This is a genomic window from Chloroflexota bacterium (genome assembly GCA_016219275.1).
Classification (GTDB): Bacteria; Chloroflexota; Anaerolineae; order UBA4142; family UBA4142; genus JACRBM01.
The window spans coordinates 1-18,858 of sequence record JACRBM010000036.1; the positions used below are offsets into that span (position 1 = coordinate 1).

Annotated in this window: 16 protein-coding genes; 8 read left to right on the plus strand and 8 right to left on the minus strand. The window is 57.7% G+C overall.

Features of this window, described 5'->3' with window-relative positions; genetic code table 11:
- The first annotated feature begins 515 nt into the window (after positions 1-515).
- The 8 genes from HY868_07575 to HY868_07610 all read left to right on the plus strand — a co-directional run bounded on the left by HY868_07575 (position 516) and on the right by HY868_07610 (position 8,297).
- Positions 516-1,916, plus strand: a complete 1,401-nt coding sequence (locus tag HY868_07575) for an efflux RND transporter periplasmic adaptor subunit (GenBank protein MBI5301981.1) — start codon at positions 516-518, stop codon at positions 1,914-1,916.
- A 1-nt stretch (position 1,917) separates the two neighbouring features.
- Complete coding sequence (locus HY868_07580) at positions 1,918-2,586, plus strand: ABC transporter ATP-binding protein (GenBank protein MBI5301982.1); 669 nt, start codon at positions 1,918-1,920, stop codon at positions 2,584-2,586.
- A 148-nt stretch (positions 2,587-2,734) separates the two neighbouring features.
- Positions 2,735-3,970 (plus strand): ABC transporter permease, encoded by a 1,236-nt coding sequence (locus tag HY868_07585; protein MBI5301983.1) that lies wholly within the window; start codon positions 2,735-2,737, stop codon positions 3,968-3,970.
- 118 nt (positions 3,971-4,088) lie between these two features.
- On the plus strand, positions 4,089-4,787 hold the full coding sequence (locus tag HY868_07590) for a hypothetical protein (protein MBI5301984.1): 699 nt from the start codon (positions 4,089-4,091) through the stop codon (positions 4,785-4,787).
- A gap of 83 nt (positions 4,788-4,870) precedes the next feature.
- A complete protein-coding gene (locus tag HY868_07595; protein ID MBI5301985.1) occupies positions 4,871-5,347 on the plus strand; it encodes a hypothetical protein in 477 nt (158 codons plus the stop codon).
- 73 nt (positions 5,348-5,420) lie between these two features.
- A complete protein-coding gene (locus tag HY868_07600; GenBank protein MBI5301986.1) occupies positions 5,421-5,798 on the plus strand; it encodes a response regulator transcription factor in 378 nt (125 codons plus the stop codon).
- Between the two features lie 10 nt (positions 5,799-5,808).
- Positions 5,809-6,783 (plus strand): hypothetical protein, encoded by a 975-nt coding sequence (locus HY868_07605; protein ID MBI5301987.1) that lies wholly within the window; start codon positions 5,809-5,811, stop codon positions 6,781-6,783.
- 23 nt (positions 6,784-6,806) lie between these two features.
- A complete protein-coding gene (locus HY868_07610) occupies positions 6,807-8,297 on the plus strand; it encodes a PD40 domain-containing protein (GenBank protein ID MBI5301988.1) in 1,491 nt (496 codons plus the stop codon).
- Positions 8,298-8,360: 63 nt separating this feature from the next.
- Here the strand turns inward: HY868_07610 and HY868_07615 are convergent, their stop codons facing one another.
- From HY868_07615 to modA, 8 genes are all read right to left on the minus strand, one after another.
- Positions 8,361-9,050, minus strand: coding sequence for a response regulator (locus HY868_07615; protein MBI5301989.1), 690 nt, complete (start codon positions 9,048-9,050; stop codon positions 8,361-8,363).
- On the minus strand, positions 9,043-11,715 hold the full coding sequence (locus tag HY868_07620) for a sensor histidine kinase KdpD (protein ID MBI5301990.1): 2,673 nt from the start codon (positions 11,713-11,715) through the stop codon (positions 9,043-9,045). Before HY868_07620 ends, HY868_07615 begins: the two co-directional genes overlap by 8 nt.
- 194 nt (positions 11,716-11,909) lie before the next feature.
- A complete protein-coding gene (locus HY868_07625; protein ID MBI5301991.1) occupies positions 11,910-14,018 on the minus strand; it encodes an APC family permease in 2,109 nt (702 codons plus the stop codon).
- 253 nt (positions 14,019-14,271) lie between these two features.
- Positions 14,272-15,159: a dihydrodipicolinate synthase family protein gene (locus tag HY868_07630; protein ID MBI5301992.1), complete on the minus strand. Its 888-nt coding sequence runs from the start codon at positions 15,157-15,159 to the stop codon at positions 14,272-14,274.
- Positions 15,160-15,419: 260 nt separating this feature from the next.
- Positions 15,420-16,262 (minus strand): class I SAM-dependent methyltransferase, encoded by an 843-nt coding sequence (locus HY868_07635; protein ID MBI5301993.1) that lies wholly within the window; start codon positions 16,260-16,262, stop codon positions 15,420-15,422.
- A 38-nt stretch (positions 16,263-16,300) separates the two neighbouring features.
- On the minus strand, positions 16,301-17,389 hold the full coding sequence (locus HY868_07640; protein MBI5301994.1) for an ABC transporter ATP-binding protein: 1,089 nt from the start codon (positions 17,387-17,389) through the stop codon (positions 16,301-16,303).
- The gene (gene modB, locus HY868_07645) at positions 17,382-18,041 is read right to left on the minus strand and encodes a molybdate ABC transporter permease subunit (GenBank protein MBI5301995.1); all 660 of its coding nucleotides are present in this window, start codon (positions 18,039-18,041) and stop codon (positions 17,382-17,384) included. Before modB ends, HY868_07640 begins: the two co-directional genes overlap by 8 nt.
- Positions 18,038-18,850, minus strand: coding sequence for a molybdate ABC transporter substrate-binding protein (gene modA, locus HY868_07650; GenBank protein MBI5301996.1), 813 nt, complete (start codon positions 18,848-18,850; stop codon positions 18,038-18,040). Before modA ends, modB begins: the two co-directional genes overlap by 4 nt.
- Positions 18,851-18,858: the final 8 nt, after the last annotated feature.

An 18,858-nucleotide genomic window follows, 5' to 3' on the forward strand; every position in this document is an offset into this window, starting at 1 on the left:
CTCGGACAAGCCGAAACCAAACAAATTATTGGACGCGGATGAACGCGGATGAACGCGGATATTTTTCTTATCCGCGAAAATCCGCGTGAATCCGCGTCCCAAAATTCTTTGCTTTTTGTACAACGATTTCATTGGATAGGTACTATCGCGTTTACGGCAGACCGGTCAGGTTCGCTTCGCGGAAACCTGACCGGTCTTGGATGCAACGCATACCGTAAATCGAATCGGAATTCGCTCTAGATGAAAATTTGTTAAGAATATTCCGGGATTCTCTCAGCATTCTCTCAGCATTGGCTTGGCTTGCTTTAAGGCGCTGCGACTAGAATGATGGTAGAATGCCATTGAGTTTTGATTTTCAATTCCGGTGATCGGTCGGCGTCGGGAACGGACGCCGTTCCGTTCCCGTATTCTAGCGCACCGATGGGAACGCTCCGGCGAGCGCGCCCTACCAGTATACCAATTTTGATCGTCACAATCCATTTGATTCGCAAGCCGAACTTTTCAGGAGGCAGAATATGAAACGACGAACTCTGATTATCGTCAGCGTAGTGGTCGTCGGACTGATCGTCGTTGGCGCGCTCGTTTGGCAGAATTTCAATTCGCGCCCGACCGCAAGCGCCGCCAGCGTTCAAACCAGCCAGGTTCGACGCGGCACGCTCGTAGCCACGATCAGCGCGGCGGGCAACGTTTCGGCGATCAATGAAGTCGCGCTGCCGTTTCAAACGAGTGGACGCGTGGCGAGTGTGCCGGTGCAGGTGGGCGATGCGGTCAAAGCCGGTCAGGTATTGATGCAATTGGACACGACCGATCTGGAGCTTGCGCTCAAGACCACGCAAACGAGTCTCGCCAGCACGCAAGCCAGTTACGATCAAACCAAAGCCGATTTGGATTATGCGCTCCGCAACACGCAATCCGCGCTGACCACGGCGAAAGCAAACCTGGACGCCGCGAAAGCCAAGAACGATCAGAATCCCAATTCGCTCATCATCGCGAAAGCGAGTTTAGATAAAGCGACAGTCACGCTGCAACAGGCCCAAGCCAACTACAATCGCATCGCGTGGCGCGGCGATGTGAGCGCTACCTCCGAAGCCGCGACGTTGCAAACCGCGACGATTGATTATCAAACCGCGCTCGCAAACTACAAAGTCACCGAAGCGACGATCAACGATTCCGCGTACAAGTCGGCGCAAGAGCAATACTCCAACGCGCAGATTTCCCTCGAACAAGCGCAAAAAAATCTCGATACGAAAATGCGTAGCGCGCAAGCGCAACTCGATAACGCCAAAGTGTCGGTCGAGCAAGCGAAACGCAATTTGGATAAAGCATTTGTCTACGCGCCGTTCGACGGCGTGGTCTCGGTCGTGAATTTCAAAAAAGGCGATACCGCCGGTACGACCACGGCGGTTACGGTCGTGGACACGTCGCGTTTGCAGATCAAGGTCTCCGTCGCCGAAGTGGATTTGCCCAAAGTCAAAGTGGGCGCAAGTTCGCAGGTGAATCTCGACGCGCTGCCCGGTAAAAATTACCAAGCCAAAGTCACAACGGTCGGTCCGGTCGGCACCGTGACCCAGGGTGTCGTCAACTATCCGGTCACGCTCGAAGTCACGAACGTAGACAAGTCGGTGAGTCCTGGGATGACCGCGAACCTGACCATCGTCGTGGAAAGTCGCGAGAATGTTTTGTACGTGCCTCTGCGCGCGGTACGAACGCAAGGCACACAGAAATCGGTGACGGTCCAGTACAAAGGACAATCTATTGCGGTGTCGGTCACGACCGGTTTGACGAACGACCAAGCCGTCGAACTTCTGAGCGGCGAATTGCAGGAGGGCGATGTCGTCGTCATCAATCAGACGACGACGCGACAAACCACCAACATTCCGGGTGGCGGACCCGGCATTCCATTTATCGGACGGTAATATGAGCGCTGTCATTCAAATTCAAGACATCAAGAAAATTTATCGGATGGGTGACATCGAAGTGCCCGCGCTGAACGGCGTGTCGCTGGAAATCCAAACGGGCGAGATGGTCGCGATTACCGGACCGTCCGGCTCCGGCAAGTCCACGCTAATGAACATTATCGGGTGTCTCGATACGCCGTCGAGCGGCACGTACATTCTCGACGGCACCGACGTATCCCAAATGACGGACGACGAGCAGGCGCTCGTCCGCAATCGGAAAATCGGTTTCGTATTTCAGCAATTCAACTTGTTGCCGCGCACGCCCGCACTCGATCAAGTTGAACTACCGATGGTGTACGCCGGCGCGCCCGATCGCAAACAACGCGCACTCGCCGCGCTCGAATCGGTCGGACTGGGCGACCGCGTACATCACCGCCCGAACGAATTGTCCGGCGGTCAGCAACAACGCGTCGCGATTGCGCGCGCGCTCGTCAACAATCCCAGCATCATTCTCGCGGACGAACCGACCGGCAATCTCGATTCGCGGTCGGGCGTCGAGATTATGAACATCTTCAAGGCGCTCAATCGCGACCAGGGCTTGACCGTGATTCTCGTCACGCACGATCCGAATATCGCCGGGCACGCGCAACGCGCGATTCGGGTGCGCGACGGAGTGCTAGTGCAATAGTTCAATAGTGCGATAGTGCGGTAGTGCGATAGTGCGATAGTTTGATAGTTCGATAGTTGAGGATGCACCTTTCAAGCATCGCACTACCGCACTAACACACTATCGCACTATCGCACTACCGCACTATCGCACTAGTATCGGAGATACGATGAACGTTTTCGAAAGTATGCGGATCGCGCTGCGGAGTATCAGTGCGAATAAATTGCGCGCCGGACTGACGATGCTGGGTATCATCATCGGCGTGATGTCGGTGATCGCGATGTTGTCCATCGGACGCGGCACGCAAGCCGCCATCACGAATCAAATCACGAGCATTGGCACGAACTTGCTCTACATTCGTCCTGGCTCAACGCAGAGCGGCGGCGTGCGCGCCGCCGAAGGTTCGGCGGCAACCTTGACGAAAGAAGACGCGACGGCGTTGGAAGAATTACCGTACATCGTCGGCGTCGCGCCGCAAGTGGAAAGTTTCGGACAGATGGCGTACCTCGGCAACAACACGAACGCGCGCGTGCTTGGCGTGACGCCGGAATATCTCGACGCGATGAACACCAAACTCGCGAACGGCGAATTCATCTCGCCGGGCAATGTCACCGCGAATTCAGCCATCGTCGTGTTGGGCGCGCAGATCGCGACGACGTTGTTCGATACGGCGGATCCCGTGGGACAATTCGTTCGCATCAACGGACAAAACTTTCGCGTGGTCGGCGTGATGGAAGCCAAGGGCGGCACCGGCTTTATGAACGTGGACACCCAGGCGTATGTGCCGATCACCACGGCGATGAGTCGTCTCAATCGCGGCGGACAATTTCGCGGGGGCAACACGGTGTCCGTCATCAATGTCAAGATCACCGATATCGCGATGCAAGATACGGTCGTGCAAGAAATCAGCGACGTGTTGCGCGAACGCCATCGCATTCAGTTCCAGGATGATTTCAGCATTCAAAGCCAGCAAGACATTTTGAACACCGCGAATCAAATAACCGGCACGTTGACGATTTTCCTGGGCGGCGTCGCGGCGATCTCGTTGATCGTCGGCGGCATCGGGATCATGAACATTATGCTCGTCTCGGTGACGGAACGGACGCGCGAGATCGGCATTCGCAAAGCCATCGGCGCGCGCAAGATTGACATTATGACCCAGTTCTTGACCGAGGCGATCATCCTAAGTCTTTCAGGCGGATTGATCGGCGTGCTACTCGGCGCGCTGGTCGCGCGCTTGATTTCGGGTGTGAACATGGGCACGACAACGTTGAACACCGTCGTTGACCCCGATTCCGTTTTGCTCGCGGTCCTGTTCTCCGCCGGGGTCGGGTTGTTCTTCGGCAGTTATCCGGCGAATCGCGCGGCAAGTTTGCATCCGATTGACGCGTTACGCTACGAATAAAACTGAACGCTCCGCATAGAACGAAAGGGGTGATCCATATCGCGGAAATCTCTTCGCATTTCGTTCGATGCACGCGGTAGAAATTGTAGATGCTCCGCAGAAACAGGAGAATGGTTCGATGAAAGGCAAGACTAGATGGATTGTGGCGGGAGTGCTCGCGTTATCGCTCCTTGCCATCGGCGTAGGCGGAACGATTGCGTTCGCGCAAGGTCCGACGCCCACGCCGCAAACCGGCAAAACGACCTGGTTTGATTTGTACCGCCAGGCGCTCGCGCAAAAGCTAGGCACCACAGTCGAGAAACTGCAACAAGCCGAAACCGACGCGCGCAAGGATTCGCTCGCGCAAGCGGTCCAGCAAGGTTTGTTGACGCAGGCGCAAGCGGACGCGCTACTGCAGCGATTGCAGAACGCGGGGACGTTCCCAGGTCTCGGTGCGGTCAACGTGTACACGACCATCGCGAACGCCGGGCTTGAGGCGGCGGCAAAGACGCTGGGCATGACCTCCGCGGATTTGACAACCGCGCTCCAGACCAAGACTCTGCTCGATCTCGCGAACGAGAAAAAAGTAGACGTCGCCAAACTGCGGACGGCAATCGCGGATGCGGAAAAAGCCGCGATTGACCAAGCCGTGAAGGATGGCAAACTGGCTCAAGCGCAAGCGGATGCGCTGAAAGCGAATCTCAAGCCGGAGAACATAGACTTGAATCGGCGCGGATTCGGTTTCGCCCCACGCGGCAATTTCGTTCCAGGCATCAACCCAAGTAACCCGCCGGGCGGATTCAGGCAACCACCTGCCGGGCGTTTCGGCAGGCGCTAAGCGCGCGCAACTCCGGAGATAGAATCCAGGTTTCTTCGAGAAACCTGGATTCTATCCACGGCATATATTTTAGGAGCAATGATATGAAACAGATCGTGTTGACCGTCATCCTCGTGATCGTTGCGGCGGCGATTGCCGGCGGCGTCGGATACACGCTCGGCACGCAAAACGGTTTGACCCAGGCGCAAAGTATTCAGGCGGAATTTTTTCGCAATCGCGGTACGGGACAACCCGGACAGGGCAGCAACAGTACCGCGCCCACCGGTCAACAAGCCCAAACCGGAACACAAGGACAACCGGGACAAGCCGGACCGCAGGGCGCGTTCGGTCAGCGCGGCGGGATTGCCGGAACGGTCAAGAGTGTCGAAGGCAACGTGATTCAATTGACCGGGCAAGACGGCAACACGGTCAAAGTGCAAGTGGATGATCGCACCGTGTATCAAAAATTCGCGCCGTCCGCGTTGTCCGATATTCGCGCGAGTACACGCATCACGGTTACCGGCGAAACGAGTGCTGGCGTCGTGAACGCGCGTATCATTCAAGTCGGCGCGAGTCAATAGTGCCGTCGGAACGCTAGTCATCGCGCCAAGCGGATTGGGCGCGTGGTGAGTGCGCCAAGTTGTAGAGATGACGATGACTCTGCAAATCCTAATTGCCGAACCTGACAAAAGCACGCGATCGGTGTTACAATCCAGTTTGCAAACCGCGGGGTTTCAGGTGATTCAGGCATCGGATGGCGATGCGGCTTGGGAATTGTTGCAAACGCAAATGCCGATGCTGATGCTGATGAGCGCGTCTTTGCCGGGACTGACCAGTCGCGATATGTTGATGCGGATCCGAACGCGACACGGAATTACGCCCCTGCCCATCATCGTGCTCGGCAACGAAATCTCCACCGAAGAAATGGTGCAATGGTTTCAACTCGGCGCTGACAACTATATCAGCAAACCTTTTTCGATGCCTGTGCTCGTCGCGCAGGTTCGTTCGCTTTTGCGACGCGTGAAAGCGTAAAGGGGGCAGAATGAAAATGATTCGGATGATTGCTTGGAGCGTACTCGTACTCATCCTGTCCGGTTTGGGTGCGCGCCTGGTCGCGGCGCAAGGACCCGATGGAATGAATCCATCCACCGTACCGTACATTGACAATCAACCGCACCCGCTCGCGGCGAACGCCAGTCAGTGGTATCGCTTCGATTATGGCAAGAGTACGGACACCGGCGAACGCGCGGTCGCGACGGTTCGCTTGGTGAATGGCAATAACAGCGGCGTCGTTTTTGAAGTGTGGCCCCCCGAAACCGTCGGCAATACCACGGACAACAAACCGGTCGGCAAAGGCACGGCGATGATGATTGATTGCGCCACCGGCAAACCGTCCGAGCAAGGTGAATGCCAAACGACCGACCTCAGTTGGAGCGGTGGGTTTGGCGCGAGTGGTTCGTACTTTGTGCGCGTCATCAACAAGAACAACAACCCAGTGAGTTTTACCTTGACGGTTGAAGGCGTGACGGTGAGCACGCCGCCCAATCCGCCGGCGGTGACGAATCCGCCGGTCGTGACGACACCACCCCCGGCAACTAATCCGCCCATCATCATCATTCCCCCGGCAGTCGTCGCGCCGCCACCGGGTCCGGTCGTGATCTCGAACGCCGATGACCCAGGTCGCGCGGCGTACATTGACAACCAACCGCACGCACTCGCTGCGAACTCGGCAGTGTGGTATCGTTTCGATTACTCGACCAACAACGATATCGGTGATCGCCTCACAACCGGGATTCGGCTCATCGAAGGCAAAGATAGCGGCGTGCGATTTGAAATCTGGACGCCGGATATGTTGACTGAGTGGTGGACGAAAGAACCGGTCGGACGCGGCACGGTGTCACCGGCTGATTCCAAAGACCTGAGTTGGCGCGGCGCGTTCCCTGCCGCCGGCACGTACTATGTGCGCGTCGTCAATGACAACAACTTTACTACCATGTTCGAATTGGTGTGGCAATAACCCACGGTGCGCGGAGCGATTTTATGAAGCGGTTGCGTTTTAGCCGAACGACGTTCGTAGTTTTCATCGCGATGTTTCTTGTTTCGCTCATCGCGTCGTCCGTATTCGCCGGCGGACCAACCGGTGGTAGTCCGAACGATCCCTTGATGGTGCCGACCGATTGGCAAAACATTCCCCCAAACACGACGCTCTGGTTCTATTTCGATTACGCGAGCGATGTCACGGGCGGGCGCTTTCGTCCGGGCAGTCGCACGACCGTCAACATCACGGTAGACACGCAGGGCATCGAGGGTTTGCAACTCGCGATTTACACGCCGGTGCAAGGAAAGGAATGGTTGCGCGATCAAACGATTGCGCCAGTTGGTCGCGGCACGCCGTATCGCAGCACCGCGACGGGCGACATCACGCGCGATTTGTACTGGTCAGGCGCGTTCAACACGTCGGGCAGATATTTCGCGGCGTTGACGAACAACTATCCGGTCGCGATTCCATTTCGCTTGACGGTGACCGGCGATACCGTGACGCTGTATCCAACTCCGCTGCCATCGCCCACGCCGACGTTGTTGATCACGCCGACGCCGGTTGCGGTCGGCGCGACGCAAGGCAGAATTGTTTTTCAAGACGCGAACGGCGGCGTGATCTACACGGTGAACGGCGATGGTACGAATCTCACGATTGTGACACGTGGCATGGAACCGGCGTGGTCGCCGGACGGCAAACAAATCGCGTTCGCGCGCTGGGATGCGCCGTACCCCGGTATTTACATCGCGAACGCGGACGGCTCGAACGAACGCCTGGTGTATGGCGTTCTGCGCGCGCGTTCGCCGCGTTGGAGTCCCGACGGCAAATTCATCGCGTTCACGCAGGACAAGACGACGAGCGATCGCAATGTGCGATGGAAACTAGGCGTCATCGAACTCGAACATACTCCGCCCGGTACCGATCAGGTAGTATCGGCGCGACTTTCCGAGCCGCAGTGTTCGGCGTTGTGCTTTGTGCCGAGTTGGAGCAACAACGGCGCGACGTTGGTGTACGATGATCCGCAGTATGGCATCATGGCGACCAACGTCATCAGCGGTCCCGCCTCCATCGTGCTCGGTCCGAGCGGCACGTACTTTGACACCGGCGCGATGATGCCGCGCCCGATTCTGCATCTCCCGCCGATCCAATCCGCGATGACGAGTCCCAACGGCACGCGCATTCTCTACACGCTCAAAGCGCACGACCGCTGGGAATTGAACATGGTCAACGCGGATGGCACGAACCAGGTCGCGCTGACCAATCCCGACCCGATCATGTACGCGATGATCGGCTACCGATTCAACAACGTCGCGCCAATCTGGTCGCCCGATGGCAAACAAATCTTGTTCCTGTCGGATCGAAACGGCAAGTGGGAATTTTTCTTGACCGATCCAAGCGGGTCAACGATTCGCCAGGTCTTGAAGAATGTATCCGATCTCGTACCGATCCGATTTGATTTTGAGAACGAGCGAATGATGGACTGGACGAAATAACGCCGACTGCCCAAGTGATTCACACTTGGGCAGTTTTTGTAGGGCAATTTTCCGAAATTGCCCTCAATCCACTTTGAGACGATACCCCACTCCCAGCTCGGTGACGAGATAACGCGGACGCGCGGGATCGTTTTCGATTTTGTGGCGCAGTTGTCCCATGTGCACGCGGAGAATTTGTGTTTCGCTCGCGTATGCCGCGCCCCATACTTGGATGAGCAATTGACGATGCGTGACGACCTTGCCCGCGTAACGCGCGAGCGTCGTCAGCAATTTGTACTCCGTCGGCGTGAGATGCACTTGCTCCGCGCCGACGAAGACTTGGCGTTGCGCCAGGTCCACGCGCAGATCGCCCACGACGAACACGGGTTCGTCCATCGGATGCGCGTTCGCAAAATGACGCAGACCCACGCGAATGCGCGCGATCAATTCGCCAACGCCGAACGGCTTGGTGAGATAATCGTCCGCGCCGGCATCGAGCGCGGCGATCTTGTCGTTCTCTTGCCCGCGCGCGGAGAGAATGATGATCGGCGTGCGCGACCATTCGCGCAGTTGCTGGATGACGACCAAGCCGTCCACGTCCGGCAGACCGAGATCGAGAATGATGACGTCGGGCGCTTGCGTGCTCGCGAGCGCGATGCCGTCTTTGCCGGTCGCCGCATCGCTGACACGATAGCCGTGATTCGTCAACGTCGCGCGCAAAAATCGGCGAATCGGTTGTTCGTCTTCGACGATCAACACGTGCGGCTCATTCATTCGGCTTGATCTCCCGGGGCAGTTGAACGTGAAACACCGCGCCGCCCTCCGCGCGATTCGCGACCCAGATTTTTCCGTCGTGCGCTTGCACGATGCCGCGACACACCGTCAAACCCAAACCCACGCCGCCGCTATTCGTCACGCCGGGCGCGCGATAGAACTTGTCGAAGATGCGTTCTTCATCGCCGGGCGCGATGCCCGGTCCGTGATCGGCAACCTGGACGACGACGTGCTCGCCGACGACCGACGCGTTGATTTCGATGGGCGACGCGGGCGGCGTGTACTTGATCGCGTTTTCCAGCAAGTTGATGAGCACTTGCTCGATGAGCACGCTGTCGAAGGGCACGAGCGGCAACGTGTCCGGCAAACAGGTGGTGACCGTGCGCCCGCGCAAACGACTATCCAGACGCGCGAGCGCCGCGCCGATCACTTCTTCGAGCGAATTCCATTCGGGCTTGACCCGAATCGCGCCCGACTCGATGCGCGTCATATCGAGCAGGTTGCGAATCAAACGATTCAACCGTTCCGCTTCGTCGTAGATCGTCTGCGCCAATTCGCGCCGCGCGTCCGCGTCCACATCCATCTCGCCTTCGAGCAACGTGCTCGACGCGCCGGTAATCGCGGCGAGCGGTGTTCGCAAATCGTGCGAGACGGAACTGAGCAACGAATTCCTCAGGCGTTCGGTTTCGATTTGCACTTGAGCTTGGCGCGCTTGTTCCGCCAGCCGATTGCGTTCGAGCGCGAGCGCGGTTTGGTTGGCGAAGGTTTCGAGCAAATGAAATTGTTCCGGCGCGAGAAAACGTTTCGCGTCGGCGGGCTGGACGCCGATGACGCCAATCGTTTTGCGCGAGGCGGCGAGCGGCATGTACAACGCGCGCGCGCCGGGCAAGGTTTCCGTTCCCAGCCCGGCGGACTGGCTGTGTGTGAACACCCACTCGGCGACGCCTTGTTCGTTCGTATCCAGTTCGAACGCCGGCGCGCTCGTTTGCGTAGGCGTCAGCGCGCCCAGATGATCGGGCAACAGAATCGTGACCTGGCTATTAAAGACGCGGTGAACATGTTGCGTCGCGATGTGCGCCAACCGTTCCCGGCTCGACGTGCCGGCGAGATCGCGACTGAGTTCGTACAGCGCGGCGGTGCGGCGTTCGCGTTCGTGCGCGACCTCGGCGAATTGTTGATACCGCGCGGTCAGCGTGCTGATCGTCGTCGCGACGACGAGCATCACGCCAAACGTCAGCAGGTACTGCACATCGGCAACGGCGAACGATAAACGCGGATTGATAAAAAAGAAATCGAACGCGAGGACGCTGAGCACCGACGCGGTGATCGAGGGTCCTAGTCCAAAACGCGCGGCGACCAGGACGACGCCGAGTAAAAATAGCAACACGATGTTCGCTTCGCCGAAAACGTGTGAAAGCAATGCGCCCAGCGCGGTGCACACGCTCACGACCACGATTGCCCCGGCGTACGGCAGCCACGCGAGGTGCGGCGCGGCGCGCGGTCGCGCGTGCGTCTTGACCGGTTCGCCCGCGTCGGTGATGATGTACACGTCAATGTCGCCGCTCTTGCGAACCAGGTCTTGTACGACGTTGCTAAATAAAATCGAATGCCAACGCGCGCGGCGCGGTTTGCCGACCACGATTTTCGTCGCGTTGTGTTCGCGCGCAAAGCGCAGCAACTCGTCGCTCGTGTCGCGACCGGCGAGCGTGAAGGTGAGCGCGCCCAGGTCTTCGGCGAGACGCAGGTTCTGCGTGATCAGGTCGCGCGCCGCCTGAGACAGGCGCGTATGTTCCGGCGTTTCGACATACACCGCGATCCATTCCGCGCGCAACGCTTGCGCCATGCGGCTTGCCGCGCGCAACAGTTGGATCGCGAACGGGCTAGGTCCGATGCTGACGAGCAAGCGTTCGTTGATGGGCCAGGCGTGATCAATCGCGTGCGCGCGCATGTAATCTTGCACCAACTCGTCTACGTGGTCGGCGGTGCGGCGCAGCGCGAGTTCGCGCAACGCCATCAAATTGCCCTTGCGGAAAAAATGGTGTCCAGCGCGCTCGGCGGGTTGCGGCACGTACACCTTGCCTTCGCGCAAGCGTTGCAGCACGTCGTCCGGCGCGAGGTCAATCAGTTCGACTTCATCGGCGCGTTCGAGGACGGAATCGGGAATCGTTTCGCGGACGACGAAGCCGGTGATTTGCTCGACGACGTCGTTGAGACTTTCGAGGTGTTGGACGTTGACGGTGGTGTACACGTGAATGCCGGCGTCGAGCAGTTCCTCGACGTCTTGCCAGCGTTTCGCGTGGCGCGCGCCGGGCACGTTCGTGTGCGCGAGTTCGTCCACGAGGATAAGCGCCGGTTTACGCGCGAGCGCGGCGTCCAAATCCAACCCGCGTACGCGCGCGCCGTGATACTCGACGACGCGCGGCGGCAATTGCTCCAAGCCGGCGACCAGGGTTTCGGTTTCGGCGCGTCCGTGTGTTTCGACGTACCCGATCAACACGTCCGCGCCCTGCGCTTTTTGCGCGAGCGCGGCTTCGAGCATCGCGTACGTCTTGCCGACGCCGGCGACGGGACCCAAAAAAATCTTCAATTTGCCGCGCGGTTTGAGCGAATCGTCGCTATGAACTCGCGCCGGCGTTTCATCTGGGTTAGAAGGGTGGTCTTGCATAGGTTGAGTCCAATAGCCAGATGGCAGATGGCAGAAAGCAGAAAATCTGAATACTGAATACTGACGACTGGCGACTGGCGATTGACAACTGAATTCTAGCACAATCACGCACGATGCGCCAATGCCCCGAACAAAAAACGCGGGATTGACCATTGGGTCAATCCCGCGTTGAGTGTGAGGCGTGTGGGCGCGGATTATTTTTCGAGCAGGTGTGGTACGAGAACCACCGCGACGTTCGGATGCTTTTCGAATGTGCCGCGTAAACGCGCGGCAGTACGATTGTGCAAGAACCTCTCCCACCAATGCGCCGTAATAAATTCCGGCAAGACAATCGTCACGAACGCATTGGGGCGTTGACTATGGATCGCATTGACGTACGCGAGGAGCGGGCGCACGAACGCGCGATACGGCGAGTCAATCATCACGAACTTGAGATCGGGCGCATACTGCTCGGCTTTTTGGCGAATCTTGTCGGCGCGCTCGGCATTCGTCGAAATGTGGAGCAGGACCGCGTTGCGTCCAATCGTGCGCGCGAACGCGATCGCGCGCAGCGAGGCGTAGTTGATGTCGTCAATCGGTACCAACACGAGTTGGTCTACGGTGGTGGATGGCACATGCCCGGGAATGACTCGCAATTGATTTGCTACGTGCGTATAGTGCCGGTGAATGAAGAGAAAAAATCCGGTGATGGCGGGAATCAAGAGAACGACGATCCATGCGCCCAGCGCGAATTTCGTGACGGCGACGATGACCAAGATGCTGGAAGTCAAAACGGCATCCGCGCCGTTGATGATAATGCTCCGCTTCCAACCGGGTCCCCGTGTTTTCCACCAATGCACGACCATACCTGAATCCGACATGCTAAACGCGAGGAACACGCCGACCGCGTACAGGTGAATCAGATTATTCACGTCGCCGGCAAAGAGGACGACCAGCAACGCGGCGATAGTGCCCAGAGAAATAATGCCAATCGAAAAAGCCAGGCGGTCGCCGCGGAAAGAAAATTGATGCGGCATGTAATTATCGCGCGCGAGGACGGAGGACAAGCGCGGGAAATCGGCGAAGGCGGTGTTGCCCGCAATAATCAAAATGCCCATCGTCGCGATTTGGAAAATGTAGTAGACAAAACCAGTGCCCCAAACCGCGCGCGCGACCTGGGAAATGATCGTTTCCTCGCCGGGCACGAGTTCCATGTGGGTTGCCAAGTACGAGACCCCCAGAAAGAAAACGCCGAGCAAGGTTGCCATGATCGTCAGCGTCGTCGCCGCATTTTTGGATTCAGGTTTTTCAAACGCCGGCACGCCGTTCGAGATGGCTTCGGTCCCACTCATCGCGACCGACCCGGCGGAAAAGGCGCGCAAGATCAACCACAGCGTCAGCGGCTCGGTGGCAGGGATTATTTCCGGCGGTGTGGCAGGCGCGAGTGTGCCAGTGAACGCTTTGTACAAGCCAACCGCCAAAGTGACGATGAGACTGCCAATGAACAAATAAGTGGGCAACGAAAAAATCGCGCCGGATTCGCGAATGCCGCGCAAGTTGCCTAACGTCATCACGGTGATAAAGAACACACTCAACAGCACGTTGACATTCAAGTTATGCGGCAGGGTTGCGTTGATGGCGTTGATCTGATCGCCATAACCCGAAGCGATGATTGCCGAACCAATGGCGGCTGACCCGGCAACGATCGAGACGGAAACGGTCAAGACGTAATCAATCAATAGCGCCGATGCCGCGACCAAGCCCGGAATTTGTCCCAGGTTTTCGCGGCTGACGTTGTACGATCCGCCGCCGTGCGGATACGCGTAGACGGTCTGGCGATAAGAGAACGCCACCATCGAGAGCAACAGAGAAACCGCCAAGGCGAGGAAGAAGGAAATACTGAGCGCGCCGCTGCCTGCCGCGATCAAAACCAACATCGCCTCTTCGGTGGCATAGGCGCAGGATGAAATCGGGTCGGAGCCGAATACGGCGAGCGCCTTGAATTTGTTGAGCCGCTCGTGAATCTCTTCCGCGTTTTCGAGCGGATGCCCGATCAACACTTTTTTGACGGCGCGATAACTTTTTTCGAGTGCGCTCGACGGGCGGTCCGATTCGGGCGTCGCGACAAAATGACCGGGACCGACCCAGCGGAGAAATCGTTCGTGCAGATGCGCTTTGCGAACATAGACATCGCCCGGACGTGTGCCGCGCCGAAATTCGGTGACGGTCAAATCGGGATTGAGTTTCTCGGATCGCGGATCGGATGTTGCGTCTGAAAAATGATTGTCGCTATCCGGGAAAGGTGAAGCATCGCGTTTGTTCATTTGAGTGCCTTTGAAATCGGATCTCTGCGCGTTCGCGAAAAACAGAGTGGGAACTACTCGAAATAAAACGAACGCGCGCGCCTTAACGGAAAAAGCATAATGCGAGAAGCCATCAAATTGCGATAAGGAATTTGCAAGCCGCATAAAGATCGTATAAAGATTCGACTGTCAGGTGAATGCCAACCGCCAAGACGCAAAGAGCGCCAAGAAAAAATAATTTCTTGGCGCTCTTTACAGTTTGGCGATCCGTTTATTACATCGCGGCTAGATCGAAAAAGCCGTCGGCTTGCAATGCCGCGCGTAGCTCGGCGCGTTGCACCGCGGTGAGCGCGAGGTTGGGCGTGCGCGGTTCGCCGCAATCGAAACCCAGGAATTGGAACGTCGCTTTGAACGCGCCGGGAAAACCGAAACTGATCCAGGTTGCGATCGGGCGGTTCAACTTTTTCTGTAGATCGAGTGCGCGCGCCCATTCGTTCGCATAAAAACACCGATGCAGTTCCACGAACACGCCCGGCATCAAATTAACAGTCGAGCCGATGTTGGCGCGCGCGCCGAACATCAGACCGAACAACAACTGCTCGTCCATTCCGGCAAAAATCGTCCAGTCCTGGTCCTTGAGCGCGGCGAGATGACTGAGTTCGTACATGTTTGGTCCGGTGTACTTGGTGCCGGCGAGATTCGGAATGTGAATCAGGTCGCGCAACAACGCCACCGCGTCGCGCGCGCCACCGAACAAGTACGGAAAGAATGCCAAGTCGGGAACCGCGCACGCGATAGTTTCATAGTACGGCACGATGCCGCGTGGATCGTACAACACCGGCGGCAAGATGCTACTGACGCCCGCCGCGCCATGCGCGCGCGCGTGCTGCGCGAGCCGCGCCGCATCGCCGACCGCCGCCGCGCCGACGTGCACCAGAATCGGCACGCGACCATTCACGCGCGCCGCGACGGTTTCGACGACGAGTTGCCGTTCTTCCATTGACATGAACGCGCCTTCGCCCGTGCTCCCACACAGATAAAATCCGTTGACCTGTTTCGCTAACAAATGATCTACCAACTCGCGCAGAACCGTCACATTCACTTGATTGTCGCGCGTGAACGGCGTGACGAGCGCGGGTAGCGTGCCTTGAAATGTGGTCATTCTACTTTCCTCTGTTTCAATCCCTTCGTCTATTTTTTTATCCGCGAGAATCATCCCAGAAAGCACACAGAGCACAGAGATTATTTCGCCCATCCTTGCGAAGGTTATCAATCACTTATCCGAGGAATCGCGCGACGACAACAAATCCGATTCCTGGAGAATGACGCCTTCAAACCTTCGCAAGGATGAGCAGTCACGACTATTTTTATAAACTCTCTGCGCTCTCCGCGCGCTCTACGGTGAAATTCCAACTTGTGTAATCAGTCGTCACGGTTTGAATCAGCCACCGACCAATACAGCAGCGCGGTGCGAACGGCGGGGGGCCAAACATATTTACCCTCCACAACAGTCAGTCGGCGCTGCGCGAGGTCTAGCAGAAAAGCGTCATGCTGGTCAATCTGATCTAGCCCCATCCGATGCTTGATCTGTTGGACGGCGTCTGCCAAACTATCGTTTGACCACGGTTCCCACAAGCCGGAATCTTCCATCAACACGTTCGGAAAAATTCCCATTTGAAGCAAGGCATTGAACGCGACCTGAAAATTCGGACTATCGTGCGGATGTCCCCAGATGTGCTGGGCGGCTTCCGCCATCACGCCATCTATCGTCGGCGCGCGCAAAAGTAGAAAACACATTTGCCGCGTGACCGCCTGCATCCGCTCGATGAACAATCGAAAATCCGGCGCGCCGTACATCGCATGCGCGCACAATGTAAAATCGTGCGTAGCGACTTGCGCGTGGGGCCATGCATCTTGCGCCATGTCCACGTTCGTGATGTTTGCGTCGGCGAGGTTCTGTCGCATTCGTTCGATCATGCCGGGCGAGGGTTCGAGCGCGGTGATGCGACGCGCGTGCGGCGCGAGCAGAACCGCCCATTTGCCAGTGCCCGCGCCGATGTCGAGCACGGTCGCGTTGGGAAATCGGTCTAACGTCGCCACGATGAATGCGCGGCTCGAATCGTTTTTCGTCCAGCGCCGCCGCACTTGCGCGTCAAAGTCGTGCGCGCGGTTGCGCCAACGATCCTGGCTCTCCGCGGGTTGGTTCGCTTGGTGCGTCCACGCGTGGACTTGCGCCAATTCACTCCAGAGTTCTAGCCAATCCATCAGCATCTATCCTCGGTAAAAAATGCGCGAGCAACCGGCTATCCAAGCAAGTGCATCGCGTTCTTTCGCAACGATACCGTCCACACGCGTTGTTGCGCGAGATTCAAGCGCTCGAAAATGTACACCGGCAATTCGATCTGTAAATCATAATCCTGGTCTGGCACGAGACGCGACTCGGTCGCGCGAAAGAACAAGGTTGCCATCATCCCGTCGTTCATCTCGCGGACGATCTCGCCGCGCAACGCATTCTCGTCCGACGATTGGTCGGCTTGTTCGGGACGCACCAGCATGATGCGTTCTGGACGCAAGCAGATTTGCACGCGTGTGCCCGGCGCAAACGCGCATCGCGGCGCGCCGAGTACGGTCTCGCCGACGCGCACGCGCGAACCACCCGCGTGACTTGCCTCGATGACGCCGGGCAGAATGTTCTTGACGCCGATCGCGCGCGCAACCGGCAAACAACACGGGTGACTCAGGATTTCGCCGGGCGTATCTACCTGAAAAATTTTCCCGGCATCAATCACGGCGAGCCGGTCGGCGAGAAAATACGCTTCGCCCAAATCGTGCGTGACGAAGAGAATCGGAATTTTGAATTTGCGTTGCAGCTGGAGCAGTTCGTTGCGGAGTTGCATCCGCGTCGGCGCGTCGAGCGCGCTGAACGGTTCGTCGAGCAAGAGCAAACTGGGTTGCGGCGCGAGCGCGCGCGCAAGCGCGACGCGTTGTTGTTGTCCGCCGGAAAGTTGTGCGGGGTAGTAGCGCCCAAAATCGCCAAGGTGCGTGAGCGCGAGCATCTCGTCTACACGAGTTCGCGCGGTGCTTCTATCACGCAGACCGAACGCGATATTCTCGCGCACGGTCAGGTGTGGGAAAAGCGCGTAATTCTGAAACACATACCCAATCTGCCGCTGGCGCGCCGGCACATTGATCAACGCAGAACTGTCGAACACGAGATGATCGTTCAGACGAATTTTCCCCCGCTTGGGAGTATGCAAGCCGGCGATACAATTCAGCAACAAACTTTTTCCCGCGCCGGACGGACCGAACAACACCAGCACTTGGGCGTCCATTGCGAATTGCGCATTCAACGAGAAATCGCCAATGTGCTTTGTGATGTCAACGTCAAGCATTCGGTCGCGTCTCCGCGCGGCGATTCATGTGATTGACCGCGAGCAAGCTTGCAAACGAAAGCAGACTGAGGATCGCGACCAGTATGTTGGCATCCATCCAACGTCCCGCTTGCACCGCGTCGTAAATGGCGAGCGGCGCAGTTTGGGTGCGCCCTGGGATGTTGCCGGCAACCATCAGTGTCGCGCCGAACTCGCCAAGCGCACGCGCGGATGCCAGGACGAGTCCTGCGAGAATGCCGCGCCGGGCGAGCGGCAGGGTGACTCGCCACACGACTTCGAATTCGTTCAAGCCCAGCGTCCGCGCGGCGTTTTCCAAAACAGGGTCCACGCTTTCAATTGCCGCTTTGGCGGCTTGCGCCATCAACGGCATCGCGACAACCATCGCCGCGATGACGGCGGCTTGCCACGTAAAAAGTAAATTCACATCGAACAATCGCACGAGGGGACCATCGCGTCCAAGCACGATCAGCAACAAATAACCGACCACCGTCGGCGGCAAGACGAGCGGCAGGTTGATTAGCGTCTCGAGAACGATTTTTCCGCGCAGGCGTATCCGCGCGAGAAACAGCGCGAGCGCCAGTCCGATGACGAGAACGCCAATCGTCGCCATGAGCGTCACCTGAATCGAGAGAAGAATCGCAGTCCAGTTCATTTCGGCATTCGCTTTTCTTCGTCGGGCAGAATGAATCCGTGCTTTGCCATCACCGTACGCCCGGCTGGACTGTTGACAAATTCGATAAACGCGCGTGCCCCGCGTTCGTTCTTAGCGCGTGTGACGACGCCCAGGGCTTGGTCGAGCGGGCTGTGCAATTCCTGTGGAATGAGTGTCCAGCGTCCTTTCACGCCAACGCTGAGGGATAACGCGATGATAGCGGCATCCACATTGCCGGTGTCCGCCAACTGCTTGGTCTGAGCCACGTTTTCGCCAAAGACCAGTTTGGGTTGAACCGTGTCCCACACCCCAGCATTCTGTAATGCTTCGCGCGCCGCCAAGCCATACGGCGCGTGCTCCGGGTTGGCAATCGCGACGCGTTTGACCTCGGGACGCGTGAGATCGGTGAGTGATTGCAACTGCCAAGCGCTGTCTTCACGCGTCCACAACGTAATGCGTCCCCGCGCGTAGAGTTGCACCGTATCGGAAAGGATGATGCGGCGTTTGGCTAGATCGTTGATGTATGAACGATCCGCCGCCGCGAACAGATCCACCGGCGCGCCTTGCGCGATTTGTTGCGCCAATTGCCCGGTCGAACCAAAGTTGAACATAGCGCGCGTGCCGGTTTCTTTTTCAAACGCAACGCCGATTTCGGTGAATGCGGCATGCAAATCAGCGGCGGCGGAGATGATAATTTCTCCACCTTGTTTTGCCGCTGTCGGTCCAGAGGCGGATTGAGGATTGAGCGGAAAGGATACCGACTGACAGGCAACGAGTAAACCGATGAAAAGAATTCTGGATTGTCTCATTTCCACTG